We start from the raw sequence: 14,036 nt of genomic DNA on the forward strand, positions 1-14,036 counted from the left end.
CCACCATGACCACAGCAACACCATCACCCGCCCACGACACAACGGCCCTGGCACGCGCGCTCGCCTCACCACGCCCCGAAGAGATCACGGCGTGCACGGCCCTCCTCCAGCGGGAGGGACTGCTCGGCCCGGACACCCATGTCTCCTACTTCGGCCTGGCCGAGCAGGACAAGCGCGAACTGCTCGCCGGTGTGATCGACCCGCGCCGCTTCCGCGTCATGCTGATCGACCTGCACACCGGGCTCTCGCACGACGTGACCGCCTGCCCCGCCGAGGACCGGATCGTCTCGGCCCGCGCCCTGGACGTCGCCATCGACGGCCATGTCCCCGTGGTCCTCGCCGAGTTCGCCCTCGTCGAGGAGATCGTGCACCGCGACGAGCGGTGGCTCGCGGCGATGCGCAAGCGCGGCCTCACGGACATCTCCCGGCTCCGGGTCAACCCGCTGTCGGCAGGAGTGGCCGGCGAGGGCGAGGACGGCCGCCGTCTCCAGCGCTGCTTCACCTTCGTGCAGAAGACGCCGGACGACCTCGGCTGGGCGCACCCGGTGGACGGCGTCACCGTCGTCGTGGACGTGGTCACCCGCGAAGTCCTCGACGTCGTCGACCACGTGGACCTGCCGGTGCCCGACGAGGACGGCAACTTCCACGATCCTGCCTGGGTAGACCTGCCGCCGCGGGCCGGTCTGAAGCCCATCGAGATCAGCCAGCCGCAGGGCCCGAGCTTCACCCTCGACGAGAACGGCGTCCTCAACTGGGCCGGCTGGTCCCTCCAGGTCGGCTTCGACCAGCGCGAGGGCCTGGTGCTGCACAACATCGCCATCGACGACGCGGGCCGCAGGCGCCCGGTTGTCTACCGCGCCTCCCTCGCCGAGATGGTCGTCCCTTACGGCGATCCCAGCCCGCAGCGTTGGTTCCAGAACTTCTTCGACTGCGGCGAGTACCTGCTCGGCGGCTTCGCCAACTCCCTGGAGCTGGGCTGCGACTGCGTGGGCGACATCACCTACCTCGACGCGGTGCTCGCCGACGCTTCTGGCGGGGTGCGAACCGTCCCGCAGGGGATCTGCATCCACGAGGAGGACACCGGCATCCTGTGGAAGCACTCCGACAACTGGAACGGCTCCACCCAGTCCCGCCGCAACAGGCGGCTGGTGATCTCCTTCTTCGCCACGGTCGGCAACTACGACTACGGGTTCTACTGGTACTTCTCGCTCGACGGCGCCATCGAGCTGGAGGTCAAGGCGACCGGAGTCGTCTTCACCTCCGCCTACCCCGGCCCCGGCTACGCGTTCGCCTCCGAACTCGCCCCCGGCCTCGGCGCCCCCTACCACCAGCACCTCTTCAGCGCCCGGCTGGACATGGCGGTCGACGGCACCGGCAACGCCGTCGACGAGGTGGAGTCCGTGGCCGTGCCACGCGGGCCGGACAACCCGACCGGCACCGGTTTCACCCAGACCGTCACCCGGCTGCGTACCGAATCCGGCGCCCAGCGCCTCGCCGACAACACCCGCAACCGCTCCTGGTTGGTGACCAACCCGTCGGTCACCAACCGGCTGGGCAACCCGGTGGGCTACCAACTCCACCCGGAGGGACGCCCCGTGCTGCTCGCCGACGCGGACTCCGACATCCACCGGAGGGCCACGTACGCCACCCGGCACCTGTGGGTGACGCCCTACTCGCCCGACGAGAACTACCCGTCGGGCGACCTGGTCAACATGCACCGCGGTGGCTCCGGGCTGCCCGAGTGGACCGCCGCGGACCGGTCCGTCGACAACACCGACATCGTGCTGTGGCACACCTTCGGACTCACCCACTTCCCACGGCCCGAGGACTGGCCGGTGATGCCGGTCGACTCCACCGGGTTCGCGCTCAAGCCGTACGGCTTCTTCGACCGCAACCCGACCCTGGACATCCCCGCGTCCACCGCCCACTGCCACCCCGGCGGACACGACCACCACGACCACGGACAGCCGCACGACCACGCACACCACCACGACCAAGGAAAGACCGGCGCATGACGACCGCACCCCCGCTGGGGATCCAGCTCTACAGCGTGCGCGAGGACATCGGACCCGCCGACCTCGACCGCACCCTCGCGCGCCTGGCGGGTTTCGGCTTCACCCACGTGGAGCCGTTCGACATCCTCTCCGACACCGACCGGCTCGGAGCCGCGCTGCGAAACGCCGGGCTGAGCGCCGCCGGCGCCCACGCGTCGGTGCTCCGGCACGACGTGACGGACATCCTGGACGCGGCACAGGCCCTCGGCATCGGCTGCGTCATCACGCCGTACGTCGCCCCTGGCACCATCGCCGACCGGGCAGGCGTGGAACAGCTCGCCGACACGCTCAACGCGGCCGCCGAGACCGCCGCCGCCCGCGGCATCCGGATCGGCTACCACAACCACGACTTCGAATTCGCCCAGCGCATCGACGGGATTCCGGCCTACGAACTGCTCGCCGCGCGCCTCGACCCCGCGGTGGTGCTGGAGGTCGACGTGTACTGGGCCGGGGTCGGCGGCGCCGATGTGTTCGAGCTGCTGCCGCGCCTGGGCGACCGGGTCCGGTACCTGCACGTGGTGCACGAACGGGAGCCCGGCAACGACCGTCCCCTGCTGGGCGTCGACACGGCAGGGCGGATGGACGAGGTACTGGCGCTGACGGCGGCGAGCGTGGAACTGCCCGTCGTCGAGGTCGTCGCCCACCACAGCGACGTGTGGCCGCTCGTCGAGCGCAACGCCGCCCACTTCCTCACCGGGGCAGCCGCGTGAACGGGCCCGTGCGGGTCGCGGTCATCGGCGCCGGCGACATCTCCGACCAGTATCTGAAGACCCTTTCCGGCTACCCGGACCTCGCCGTCACCGCCGTGGCCGACCTGGTGCCCGGCCGCGCCCGCGCGCAGGCCGAGACGCACGGCGTACCCGCGTGGGGCAGCACCGAGGAGGTGCTGCGCCGCGACGACGTGGACCTGGTGGTGAATCTGACCGTTCCCGCCGCCCACGCCGAGGTCGCCTTGGCCGCCATCGCGGCGGGCAAGCACGTCTGGGGCGAGAAACCGCTCGCGCTGGACCGGGCGAGCGCCCGCGCCGTACTCGACGCCGCGGATGCCGCCGCGGTCGTGGTCGGCAACGCCCCCGACACGGTGCTCGGTCCCGGCGTGCAGACCGCGCACCGGCTGCTGGCCGAGGGCGCGATCGGCGAGCCCAGGACGGTACTCACCCTCATGCAGGGTCCCGGGCCCGACCTGTGGCACCCGCGGCCACAGTTCCTCTTCGCCGAGGGAGCAGGCCCGCTCTTCGACATCGGCCCCTACTACCTCACCACCCTGGTCCAGCTGCTGGGCCCGATCGTGTCGGTGTCCGCGACCGGGCAGAGCCCGCGCGCCGAGCGGGTGATCAGGTCCGGGCCGGACGCCGGGACGGCCTTCCCGGTCGAGGTGCCCACCCACGTCAGCGTGGTGACGACGTTCGCCTCGGGGACAGTCGGCACTTCCATCTACAGCTTCGACTCACCGCTGCGACGTCAACTGTTCGAGATCACCGGCACCGACGGGGTCATGGAGGTTCCGGTCAGCGGGTTCGACGGCGACACCCGGCTGCTGACCTCCGCCGAGCCCGACGCCCCCTGGTCCACGGTGCCCGCCGTCGGTGTCCCCAGCAACCGCGGGGTCGGCGTCCTCGAACTGGCACGCGCCCTGCGCTGCGGTGAACGACCCCGCGCCGACGGCGAGTTGGCCTACCACGTACTTGACGTGATGCTCGCCGTCGAGGAGTCCGTCAACCTCGGCTCACCCGTCCGCGTGGCGAGCAGCGCACCTGAGGTGCCCCCGATCCCACCGCAGTGGGACCCGACCACGTGCACCTACAACGGAACGGAGCAGACATGAGCAACGACTACCTCGCCTATCGGAAGGCCCGGGCGACCCAGCCGGAAGAGCTGGAGGCCGCGATCGCCCGGCTGGGCCCCTCGGTGGCCTCGATGGGCGCGGCCGGCCTGCTCGCCGGTCCCGGACCGGTGTTCGTCGGCATAGGAGCCAGCCTGGCCGCCGCGTGCGCCCCGGTGTGGTCCCTGCGCAGCCGGGGCGTGCACTCATGGCGCCTCGGCGCCGGCGACCACCCGCTGCCGTTCCCCAAGAGCCGGCACCCGGTCTTCGGGGTGTCGCAGAGCGGCCGCAGCGCGGAGACGCTGGCCGTGCTGGAGTCCGTCGACCCGTCGCTGCGGCACGCCGTCGTCAACATGGCGCCCTCGCCGATCGCCGACGCCGCCACCGGGGTGCTGGACATCGGCAGCGTTCCGGACAGCTACGCGTCCACGATCGGTTTCACCGCGACCGTCGCCGCGCTCGGCATGCTCGCTGATGCCTGGGACGGCGGCACCGTCGACGAGGGCTGGGCCAGGCTCGGCGCGCTGTTCGCCGCGACGCAGAAGGAGCTGACCGAGCAGGTACGGGCGCTGGCACCGCTGTTCGCAGCAGCCACCTCGGCCGACTTCGTCGGCGCCGGGCCGGCTGTGGGCTCGGCCGAGGCGTCCGCCCTGCTCTTCCGGGAGGTCGTTCGCATTCCGTCGACCGGAATGAGCACCCGCCAGTACCTGCACGGCGCCATGGAGTCGGCGAGCGGCGGGGTCCATGTCCTGTTCGGCGACGAGCGCGAGCACGCGGTGGCCGACGCCCTGGTCGCCGCCGGCCACCCGGTGGTGCTCGTCACTGCGGAACGGGTCGCGCAACGGCCTCTGCTGCACCCCGTACGAGTTCGGCGGCTGCCCGCGGCACAGCGCGCCGTCATGGAGATCCTGGTCGCGCAGATCCTCGTGGAAGCGGTCGCCGAGGTCCGGGGCGTGGACATCGAGGAGTTCGTCTTCCACAACTCCGACATCAAGGTGACCGGGGGGCCGACCGCATGAAAGTCCTCGTCGGCGCCGATATCGGCGGCACGAAACTCGCGATCCGGGTGGCGGCGCCGGACGGCGCGGTGCGCGTGGACGTCGAGGTCCCGTCCACTGGCTGGGAGGCCGCTCCGGTCAAGGAGGCCGCGCGCTGGCTGCTTGACCGGGTGGGACCCGTACTGCCCGAGGGCGACGAGATCGCCGCCCTCGGGGTCGGCGCGCAGGGCTGCGACACGCAGGAGCACTGCGCCCGCCTCACCGCGGCCTTCGAGGCTCTGACGGTGCCGGCGGCGGTGGTCAACGACGCGGCGCTGCTGATCCCGGCCGCCGGGCTGGACAGCGGGATCGGCGTCATCGCCGGCACCGGCTCCATCGCGGTGGGCGCCGACGCCGAGGGCACTGTGCTCTTCGTCGGCGGCTGGGGCTGGGTGCTCGGCGACGAGGGCAGCGCGCCTGCGATCGTACGCGAGGCGGCAAAGGCGGCGCTGGCCAGGCAGGACGAAGGTCGCGAGGACGATGGGTTGCTGTCCGAACTGCTCGCGCACTACGGCGCCGCCGACGCCCCGGAGCTGGCCAGGGCGGTCAACGACTCGCCCACTCCGGCCACCTGGGGCCCGGCGGCACCCGCCGTCTTCCGGGCCGCGGCTGCGGGCTCCGCCTCGGCTCTCGCCGTGGTGGATGACGCCGCGGCCCACCTGATCGCCCTCGTCAGTCGGCTGCGGACGCGCGGCGCCGTCGGCCAGACCGTGGTGGCCGCCGGAAGTGTGGTGCTCGGACAGCCGCTGCTCGCGGACCGACTGCGGGACCGACTCGCCGCCGCGCAGCTGGACCTGACGCTGCGGCTACTGGACGTGCCCCCGGTCGCCGGAGCGGTGGCCCTGGCGCGGGTCCGGTACGGAGCGGAAGGGGCGGCGGCGTAGCGCTCGTACATGGGCGAGAGCCAGGCAGTGCGCCGGACCCGGCGCTCACCGCGGGACAGGCGTCGCGGCGCGGGGCGAGGACTTTCCTGAGGAGCAGGCACGACGGCGCCCCCGGATCTGTGCCTCACCCCAGGGCACACGACCTGCGTATCGCCGCAGAGCACACGGTCACCACGAGACAACGGACGCGTCACCACAGGACGCGCAGATCGCCAGGGGCGGACACAACCGTACAAGGCGCGAAGCTCACCGCACGGCACGCGCCCCGCAGCAGGGGGCGAGCCCTTCATCGCAAGTCAGGCATTCCCCTCGAAGCGCGAACGCCACTACGCAGGCGAGCACTTCGGCCCAAGACATACGGCCGTCACCTCAAGGCTGACGCGTCACCACAAGGCACACCGCGCACCGCGCACCGCGGGCGAACGTTTCGCACGGAGAGGCCGCAGCGGCCCCGCCGGAGCTCGATCTGCGGACTCCCGCCCGGGGGCAGGCCGCAAAGTCCTCCCCTCCCCCGGAAGCAATCCCGAAAGGAGCCGAGCATGGCAGAGCACAACCACTCCTGGTCGAACGCCATCTTCGTCGACGGGCAGTTCCGGCCGCCCGCCGCAGGAGGTGGAACCCTAGCGGTCCACGACAAGTCCTCGGACGAGGTGCTCGGGGTAGCAGGCAGCGCCGGGATCGCGGACGTCGACGCGGCCGTGGCCTCATCGGTCATCGCGCAGCGTGCGTGGGCGGCCCTCCCCCACTCCCAGCGTGCCGCGGTCCTGCGCAGGGTCGCGGCGGCTCTCGAACACGCCGACGGCTTCCGCGAGTTGATCATGCGGGAGACCGGCAGCATCGCGGGCAAGGCGGACTACGAGATCGCCTCGGCGGTCGGTGAGCTCACCGAGGCGGCCTCCCTGGCCTCCCGGCCGGTCGGCGAGGTGCTGCAGACCGGTCACGAAGGCCGCTTCTCGGTGTCCGAGCGCGTCCCTGTCGGCCTGGTCGGGGTGATCACACCGTGGAACTTCCCGCTGGTGCTGGGGATGCGGGTGATCGCACCGGCCCTCGCCCTCGGCAACGCGGTCCTGCTGAAGCCGTCGCCGGAGACTCCGGTGTCCGGCGGGCTGGCGATCGGCGAACTCTTCGAGCGGGCGGGAGCACCGGCGGGCATCTTCCAGGTGCTTCCCGGGGGCGAGGAAATCGGCCGCCGACTGGTCGAGCACCCGGACGTGGCGATGATCCACTTCACCGGTTCGACGACGGTCGGACGCGAGATCGCCCGCACCGCCGGGTCCCTGCTCAAGAAGACGTCGCTGGAACTGGGCGGCAACAACGCCCTGATCGTGCTGAACGACGCGGACATCGACCAGGCAGCCATGATCGGCGCGTGGTCGAGCTTCCACTACCAGGGGCAGACCTGCATCAGCGCCGGACGGCACATAGTCGACCGCTCGGTCGCCGAGGCCTACCTGCGCAACCTGGCCGACCGCGCCGCGGCCATCACCGTGGGCAATCCGTTCCGGGACGGCACCGGCCTGGGCCCGATCATCAACAACGCGCAGTTGAAGCGTGCCAAGGGGCTCCTGGACGAGGCTGTCGCGGGCGGTGCCCGGATACTGACCGGGGGCACGAGTGAGGGCAGGTTCTTCCGGCCCACCGTCGTCGTGGACGTCCACCCGGCCGCCGCGCTGTGGACGGAGGAGATCTTCGCGCCCATCGCACCGGTCGCGGTCGTCGACGGCGCCGACCAGGCCGTCGCGCTCGCCAACGACACGCGCTACGGCCTGGTCTCCTCGGTCGTCGGCACCGACGTGCACCGCGCCACGGAGGTCGCCCGCCGGCTGGACTGCGCCATGGTCCACGTCAACGACGCGACACCGCAGGACGAGCCCCTCGCCCCGTTCGGAGGGACAGGCCATTCCGGCCTGGGCGGCCGGGCCGGTGGTGACTCGAACCTGGAGGAGTTCACCGAGCGACGGTGGCGGACGGTCACCGGCAGCCCGGTGCACTATCCGTACTAGTGGCGCCGAGCGGTGGCACCGATGCACGAACTGACGGCACTGGTCGGTCTCCTCGGGGCCGGCACATGTCTGGCGGAACGGCTCGCCGGCCCGACCCGCGACTGGGGGCCGCCCGCGGTCGTTCTGGCTGTCATGGCGCTGATGACGTGTGGGGTGGACGGTGCGGCTCTGGCGGCGGGGGCCTGCGCGGTGGCTGCGGCCGGACTGTGGACCGCGCTCGCCGGGCCGCCGGGCGGCCGGGGCCCAGTTGTCGTGGACCTCGCCACGATGGCCCTGCTGACTGCGGGCGCGAGTCGATCCGAGCCCGATGCGGCGCCAGGCCACCTGTCCGGTATGAACATGCCCGGGGCCTCTGGGACGTACAACGTGAGGTTCTTCCTGCTCCTCGTCGTCTGCTGGGCGCTGGCCCGCGCGGGCGTCCACCTCATCGCGCTGGTGAGATCAGCCGGGCCCACACCGGCCGACGGGGCAAGGGGCGGGGGCCGAGCCGCCGTCCGGGAGGCGGGCAGCGCCGCGATGGTCGTCGCGATGGCGGCAATGCTCGCGTGACAGCGCAGATGCCCACCTTGACAGCCATCGTCGCTCGGAGCGCCCGGGCAGCGACCGGCGGGCCGGTCCCAGCTCCGACGAACCACCGGACCGTCCGGACGCATGAACACACGGACGCACGGACAGCCCGATCCCAGCCACCGGCACAACGGAAAGGGCGGTACCCGAGGGTGCGCTCGACGAATGACTCTCCCACGATCCTGACCGCCCACCTGGGCCACAGCCTCACGGCGTCCAAGGCGGTGATCGCCGTGCTGCCGGACGGCCTCGCACCGGGCAGGAGCGAACTCGTCAGCCCCGGCGGCCCACGCCCGCTCACCGCCGGACCGGTCGCTAACGTCCCGGGCTGGCGAGTGGGCCCCTTCGCCCGGATTCCTCTCCCGCAGGACCTGCGACCGGGGACCTACAGGGTGCGGGTGGTCGACGGCAGCGGCCGCGAGGCTGTGTCTGAGCCGTTCGAGATCGCCCCGGACCGCATCCAGCGCCAGACGATGTCCGACGTGCTCGCGTACTTCCGGGCGATGCGGTCCACCGGCGAGATCGACCGCAAGGACCGGCACGCACGGCTGTGGGGCGACGAGAGCGGGCGCGAGGTCGACGCGCGCGGCGGCTGGCTCGATGCGAGCGGCGATCCCAGCAAGTTCCTCAGCCACCTCACCTACACCCGCACCATGAGTCCTCAGCAGATACCGCTGTGCGCGTGGGCGATGGCCGCAGCACGCGACGCGATCGCCGAGCGGCACCCCGCCCTGGTCCGCTCGCTCGGCACCCGGCTGCGTGACGAGGCCCTGTGGGGCGCCGACTTCCTGATGCGCTTCCGCGCCCCGGAGGGCTACTTCTACACCGGCATCTTCGACGCCCTGACCAAGCAGCTCGACGAACGGTTCGTCACGGCGCCGCTCGCGGAGTGCGTCCGCACCGACCGCTACCAGGCCGCCTACCGGCAGGGCGGGGGCCTCGCCGTCGCCGCCCTGGCCCGCGCCTCCACCCTCGACGACCACGGCGACTTCACCGGCCCGCAGTATCTGGAGGCGGCGCTGACCGGATTCGCTCACCTCGAAGCCCACAACCTGGAGTACCTCGACGACCGCACGGAGTCGGTGGTCGACGACTACGCGGCGCTGCTGGCCGCGTGCGAACTGGTCAAGGCGGGCGCGCCAGTGGACGCGGCGGCACAGCGCCGGGCGCGGTTGCTGCGCGACCGGTACGTGCGCCCGGACGACGGCGGCCCCGGCTGGTTCACCGCCGACGCGGAGGGACGGCCCTTCTTCCACGCGGTGGAGGCCGGCCTGCCGGTCCTAGCCCTGCTCCGGTTCGCCACGGTCCTCCCGGACGCGCCCGAGACGGCCTCGGCACGCGAGTTGGCCGTGGAGGCAATGCTCGACACGCTCGCACGCACCTCGGCAGTGCCCAACCCGTTCGGTTACCCGCGCCAGCGGGTCCGGCCAGCCGGCGGAGCCGACCGCGACGCGTTCTTCTTCCCGCACGCCAACGAGACCGGCTACTGGTGGCAGGGCGAGAACGCCACCATCGCCTCGCTCGCGGCGGCGGCCTGTTTCTGCGCGGACGTGGAGGGCGTGTCCGCGGCCGACCGGGAGCGACTGCTGGACTTCGCCGACGACCAGCTGGCGTGGATCACCGGACGAAATCCCTTCCAGGCGTGCATGCTTCAGGGCCGCGGGCGCGGCAACGTCGACTACGCGTCGGACTTCCCGAACCTGCCCGGCGGCATCGTCAACGGCATCACCTCCGGGTGGACGGACGAGGACGACATCGCCTTCCTGCCCGGCGACGCTCCGGACGGCGAATCGTGGCGGTGGGCCGAGCAGTGGATCCCGCACACAGGCTGGTTCCTGCTCGCTGTGGCCGCCGCCCGCTGAAAGGAAGCACACGCCCTGCGGTGTTCTCATGCCGTGCGGGCCGGTCCGACGGAGTTCGGCTGCAGCCACCTCGTGATCGAGTTCGGGCCGCGGGCCGTGCCGAGCAGGTAACCGATCTCAGGACGACCCCCTGTCAGGGAAGACAGACCCCACCGGCCAAGATCCTCGGTGGATCCAGGTTCAGCACACCCCCCGGCCAGGAGATGGCCGGAAGGCCTCTCCGGCGCACCGAACGCAGGCAGGCCCGGACGCAGCAGAGACCGTCGCTACGGCAGGCGCCACTCCACCGGCTGCGCACCCTGCCCGACCAGCAGGTCGTTGGCCCGGCTGAAGGGCCGGGAACCGAAGAAGCCACGGTCCGCCGACATCGGGGACGGGTGAGCGGACTCGATCGCAGGAAGATCCCCCAGCAGCGGCCGGGCATTGCGGGCATCCCTGCCCCACAGAATCGACACCAGCGGTTTGCCTCGCGCGGCCAGCGCCCGGATGGCCTGCTCGGTGACCTCCTCCCACCCCTTGTCGCGATGCGCCCCAGGCTTACGAGGAGCGGTCGTCAACGCCCTGTTGAGCAGCAGTACCCCCTGCTCGGTCCACGGCGTCAGATCCCCGTTCGACGGCCGGGGCAGTCCAAGGTCGGAGTGCATCTCGCGGAAGATGTTCTCCAGGCTGCCCGGCAACGAACGCACCTCCGGCGCCACCGCGAAACTCAGCCCGATCGCCATCCCCGGCGTGGGGTAGGGATCCTGACCGACGATCAGGACACGGACGTCATCGAAGGGCTGCTGGAAGGCCCGCAGGACATTCGCCCCGGACGGAAGGTAGGTCCGGCCAGCCGCTATCTCCGCCCGGAGGAAGTCCCCCATGGCAGCGATACGTTCGGCCGCAGGTTCCAGAGCCTTCGCCCAGCCCGCTTCAACAAGTTCATTCAAGGGTCGTGGTGCCACGCCGCGTCACTCTACTGGCACACACAGACGCCCCGCAGACACAGGTAAGCCCCTACGCAGAGCCCCTCCCCCAGGCGCTACTCTTCCTCCTCGTCAAGGTCCGCGAGCCGCTCCAGCGGATCGGACAACCGGTCACCAGGAAGGAGGGGAGCCTGTTGCGTCCAGTGGTCAAGCCACTCCGCCACAGTCATCACGCCTGCTCAACTCCTCGCCTGCGATACTCAGATCTCGGAACTCCCGCACACACGCTGAGTCTCTCGTTCTCGGTCGCACCCGAAGTGCGCCCGCTGCCGGGCAGGCTGATCAACACCTTCCGGGATCTCAACACCGACCTGGGTTTGCCCCAGCCGTCCAACGGCGACAGCACGCCCTGGACGCGGCAGGGTGTGCTGTTGCTCAACAGGGCGCTCAAGACCGCTCCGTGCAGTCCCGCGGCGCACCGCGGCAAGGGCTGGGAAGAGGTCACCGAGCAGGCGATACGCGCACTGGCCGGGCGAGGGCGCCCGCTGGTGTCGATCCTGTGGGGCCGCGACGCCCGCAAGCTGCGCCCGATCCTCGGCGAACTGCCCTCGGTGGAATCCGCCCACCCCTCCCCCATGTCGGCGGACCGTGGCTTCTTCGGTTCCCGGCCCTTCAGCCGGGCCAACGACCTGCTGACCGGGCAGGGAGCCGAACCGGTGGACTGGCGCCTGCCGTGACGCGCGCCGGCCCGCGGCCCGGTGTGCTGGCGGTGGACTCGGGAGGTTCGGGGCTGCGCGCGGCACTCGCCGTGGGCGGCGAGGTCCACGGGGTACCGCTGACCTCGAAGGAACCGGTGCGCACGGGCCCGCGCGGCATCGACACCGGCCATCTCCTGGAGCAGTTGTTGCCGATGGCCCGGCAGTTGATGGCCGCCGCGGGGGTCGAGGAACTCGGCGCTGTCGCCGTCGGAGCCGCGGGCCTGGCAACGCTCGGCGACGAGCTGCGCGCCGAGCTGCCGGCGGCGCTGGAGCGTGAACTCGGCGTGACGCGGCTGGCGCTGGCCGCCGACGCGGTGACCGCGTACGTGGGCGCGCTCGGCCGGCAGACGGGTGCGGTCGTCGCCGCGGGCACAGGCATGATCGCGGTCGGCACGGACCTGGAGAGCTGGCGCAGAGCCGACGGCTGGGGCCATCTCCTCGGCGACTGCGGCGGCGGGGCCTGGATCGGCCGCGCCGGTCTCGACGCGGCCGTCCGGTCCTTCGACGGGCGCCGTGGCGGATCGGCGGCGCTACGGGCACACGCCGAGGAGATGTTCGGTCCGATTCCGGGCCTGCCGGGCGCTCTGTATCCGCGGACCGACCGGCCCGCCGTGCTCGCCGCCTTCGCACCCCAGGTGGCCGTCTGCGCCCAGAGCGACCAGATCGCGGCGGACATCCTGCGCGCGGCGGCGCGGAGCATCGCCGAGTCGGCGGCCGCTGTGTGCCCGCGCACGGGAGAGCCCCGAGTCGCCCTCACCGGCGGCCTGTTCAAGATGGGCGACCCCCTCCTCGTACCACTGCGAAAGGAGCTCGCGGAGCAACTGCCGCACGCCCGGCAGGTACCGGCCGCGGGTGACCCGCTGCACGGCGCCGTCCGCATCGCCGTCGACCTGGCGAACGACGAACTCACCCTCCCCAGGGACCAACGGATGTTGCACGTGGTAACCAAAGAGACGAATAGACACTTTCGTCGTACTGATCACTTCTGATCCGTACGTAACTCATCAGACAAAAGCGGACGGATACCGCTCACCTGCACCCTCCCCGAACAAGGGAACCCAAGAAACCAGTAACATTCGGCGCCATGAGCTCCCCCACTGGGCCCGCGTCCGGCCTGCCAGTACGAATGCCGCGACCCCGCCAGCCCGGGCGGCACCGCCGCCCGGAAGCCCTGGTGGCTCCCGAGGGCGCGCCCGCGCTCGTCCTCGCGGTGCCGGGCACCCCCAGCGCGGCCACCCGCAGCCTCACCGAGGAGGTCGTGAGCATCGCGCGCTCCGAGCTCCCCGGTCTCGACGCCCGGATCGGGTACCTCGACGGGGACGACGCCGAGTTCCCCACGCTGCAGTCAGTGCTGGTCCGCGCCTCCGAGGAGCGCACCGCCCGCTTCGAGCAGTCCCGTGCCGCCGGTACGGACGTGGCCAAGCCCGACGGGCCCGTGGCCGTCGTGGTGCCCCTGCTCGCCGGGCCGGACAACGCGCTGCTGCGCCGGATCCGCCAGGCCGTCATGGACAGCCGCGTCGCGGCGGACCTGGGCGATGTGCTCGGCCCGCACCCGCTGCTCGCCGAGGGGCTGCACGTGCGCCTGTCCGAGGCGGGTCTGGCCCGCGCCGACCGCGCCCGGCTGTTCACCGTTGCGACCGCCGCGGACGGCATCATCCTCGCCTCCGTGGGCGGCGAGGAAGCCGTGCAGGCGGCCGGGATCACCGGCATGTTGCTGGCCGCGCGGCTCGCCGTACCTGTCATGGCGGCGGCGCTCGACGAGGAGGGCTCCATCGCGGCCACCGCCGAGCAGCTGCGCAACTCCGGCTCCCAGCAGCTGGCCCTCGCGCCGTATCTGATCGGTCCCGAGATCGACGCGGGTCTGCTCGACGCGGCTGCCAAGGAGGCGGGCTGCGCCGCCGCCGAGGCGCTCGGCCCGTACCCGGCGATCGGCAAGCTGGCGCTGGCCAAGTACACGGCGGCGCTGGGCATCGCGCCGCAGCAGCCGCAGGGGGCGCCGGTGCGCTGAGCCCGGCACCACAGAGAACCGCGAAAGGGCCCGCTCCCATGCTTCCGTTCTAGTGGTCGTCGCAACACCCCAGTTCAGGGGATGCGATGGACTTCAAGATCCGGGAGATCCGGACTGCTCAGGGGCCAAAGAAGCT

11 protein-coding genes and 1 pseudogene are annotated in these 14,036 nt (G+C 71.8%); 11 read left to right on the plus strand and 1 reads right to left on the minus strand.

Translation table 11 applies throughout. The features are described 5' to 3' along the window. Positions 1–5: 5 nt before the first annotated feature. From AB0N66_RS09955 to AB0N66_RS09990, 8 genes are all read left to right on the plus strand, one after another. Positions 6–2,015 carry a primary-amine oxidase gene (locus tag AB0N66_RS09955; RefSeq protein ID WP_365430881.1) on the plus strand — a complete coding sequence of 670 codons (2,010 nt, stop codon included), beginning with the start codon at positions 6–8 and terminating at the stop codon, positions 2,013–2,015. Continuing rightward, on the plus strand, positions 2,012–2,764 hold the full coding sequence (locus AB0N66_RS09960; protein WP_365430883.1) for a TIM barrel protein: 753 nt from the start codon (positions 2,012–2,014) through the stop codon (positions 2,762–2,764). Before AB0N66_RS09955 ends, AB0N66_RS09960 begins: the two co-directional genes overlap by 4 nt. Continuing rightward, positions 2,761–3,879, plus strand: coding sequence for a Gfo/Idh/MocA family oxidoreductase (locus AB0N66_RS09965; RefSeq protein WP_365430885.1), 1,119 nt, complete (start codon positions 2,761–2,763; stop codon positions 3,877–3,879). The genes AB0N66_RS09960 and AB0N66_RS09965 overlap by 4 nt, the downstream gene beginning before the upstream one ends. Then, positions 3,876–4,895 carry an SIS domain-containing protein gene (locus AB0N66_RS09970; RefSeq protein ID WP_365430887.1) on the plus strand — a complete coding sequence of 340 codons (1,020 nt, stop codon included), beginning with the start codon at positions 3,876–3,878 and terminating at the stop codon, positions 4,893–4,895. The genes AB0N66_RS09965 and AB0N66_RS09970 overlap by 4 nt, the downstream gene beginning before the upstream one ends. Next, entirely contained in the window at positions 4,892–5,797 is a 906-nt protein-coding gene (locus AB0N66_RS09975) for a BadF/BadG/BcrA/BcrD ATPase family protein (RefSeq protein ID WP_365430889.1), read from the plus strand. Before AB0N66_RS09970 ends, AB0N66_RS09975 begins: the two co-directional genes overlap by 4 nt. A 539-nt stretch (positions 5,798–6,336) precedes the next feature. Continuing rightward, positions 6,337–7,800 (plus strand): aldehyde dehydrogenase family protein, encoded by a 1,464-nt coding sequence (locus tag AB0N66_RS09980; RefSeq protein WP_365430891.1) that lies wholly within the window; start codon positions 6,337–6,339, stop codon positions 7,798–7,800. 21 nt (positions 7,801–7,821) lie between these two features. Next, positions 7,822–8,349: a hypothetical protein gene (locus AB0N66_RS09985; RefSeq protein WP_365430893.1), complete on the plus strand. Its 528-nt coding sequence runs from the start codon at positions 7,822–7,824 to the stop codon at positions 8,347–8,349. Between the two features lie 170 nt (positions 8,350–8,519). Further along, a complete protein-coding gene (locus AB0N66_RS09990; RefSeq protein WP_365430895.1) occupies positions 8,520–10,229 on the plus strand; it encodes a glycoside hydrolase family 9 protein in 1,710 nt (569 codons plus the stop codon). A 266-nt stretch (positions 10,230–10,495) separates the two neighbouring features. Here the strand turns inward: AB0N66_RS09990 and AB0N66_RS09995 are convergent, their stop codons facing one another. After that, entirely contained in the window at positions 10,496–11,173 is a 678-nt protein-coding gene (locus AB0N66_RS09995) for a uracil-DNA glycosylase (RefSeq protein ID WP_365430897.1), read from the minus strand. 233 nt (positions 11,174–11,406) lie between these two features. On the opposite strand from AB0N66_RS09995, the pseudogene AB0N66_RS10000 reads away from it, so the two are divergent. The 3 genes and pseudogenes from AB0N66_RS10000 to AB0N66_RS10010 form a co-directional block, all read left to right on the plus strand. Then, a pseudogene (locus AB0N66_RS10000) lies at positions 11,407–11,871 on the plus strand (uracil-DNA glycosylase); the annotation flags it as partial. Further along, positions 11,868–12,881, plus strand: coding sequence for a BadF/BadG/BcrA/BcrD ATPase family protein (locus tag AB0N66_RS10005; RefSeq protein ID WP_365430900.1), 1,014 nt, complete (start codon positions 11,868–11,870; stop codon positions 12,879–12,881). The pseudogene AB0N66_RS10000 and the gene AB0N66_RS10005, both read left to right, overlap by 4 nt. A 95-nt stretch (positions 12,882–12,976) precedes the next feature. Next, positions 12,977–13,900: a hypothetical protein gene (locus tag AB0N66_RS10010; protein ID WP_365430901.1), complete on the plus strand. Its 924-nt coding sequence runs from the start codon at positions 12,977–12,979 to the stop codon at positions 13,898–13,900. The last annotated feature ends 136 nt before the right edge of the window (positions 13,901–14,036 follow it).

It is taken from the genome of Streptomyces sp. NPDC093544, from assembly GCF_040683495.1.
In the GTDB taxonomy this organism is placed as follows: Bacteria; Actinomycetota; Actinomycetes; order Streptomycetales; family Streptomycetaceae; genus Streptomyces.

Excerpts from the sequence above, each read along its gene's own strand:
- AB0N66_RS09955 (WP_365430881.1), top strand. The coding sequence starts at position 6 with ATGACCACAGCAACACCATCACCCGCCCACGACACAACGGCCCTGGCA.
- AB0N66_RS09960 (WP_365430883.1), top strand. The coding sequence starts at position 2,012 with ATGACGACCGCACCCCCGCTGGGGATCCAGCTCTACAGCGTGCGCGAG.
- AB0N66_RS09970 (WP_365430887.1), top strand. The coding sequence starts at position 3,876 with ATGAGCAACGACTACCTCGCCTATCGGAAGGCCCGGGCGACCCAGCCG.
- AB0N66_RS09975 (WP_365430889.1), top strand. The coding sequence starts at position 4,892 with ATGAAAGTCCTCGTCGGCGCCGATATCGGCGGCACGAAACTCGCGATC.
- AB0N66_RS09980 (WP_365430891.1), top strand. The coding sequence starts at position 6,337 with ATGGCAGAGCACAACCACTCCTGGTCGAACGCCATCTTCGTCGACGGG.
- AB0N66_RS09985 (WP_365430893.1), top strand. The coding sequence starts at position 7,822 with ATGCACGAACTGACGGCACTGGTCGGTCTCCTCGGGGCCGGCACATGT.
- AB0N66_RS10010 (WP_365430901.1), top strand. The coding sequence starts at position 12,977 with ATGAGCTCCCCCACTGGGCCCGCGTCCGGCCTGCCAGTACGAATGCCG.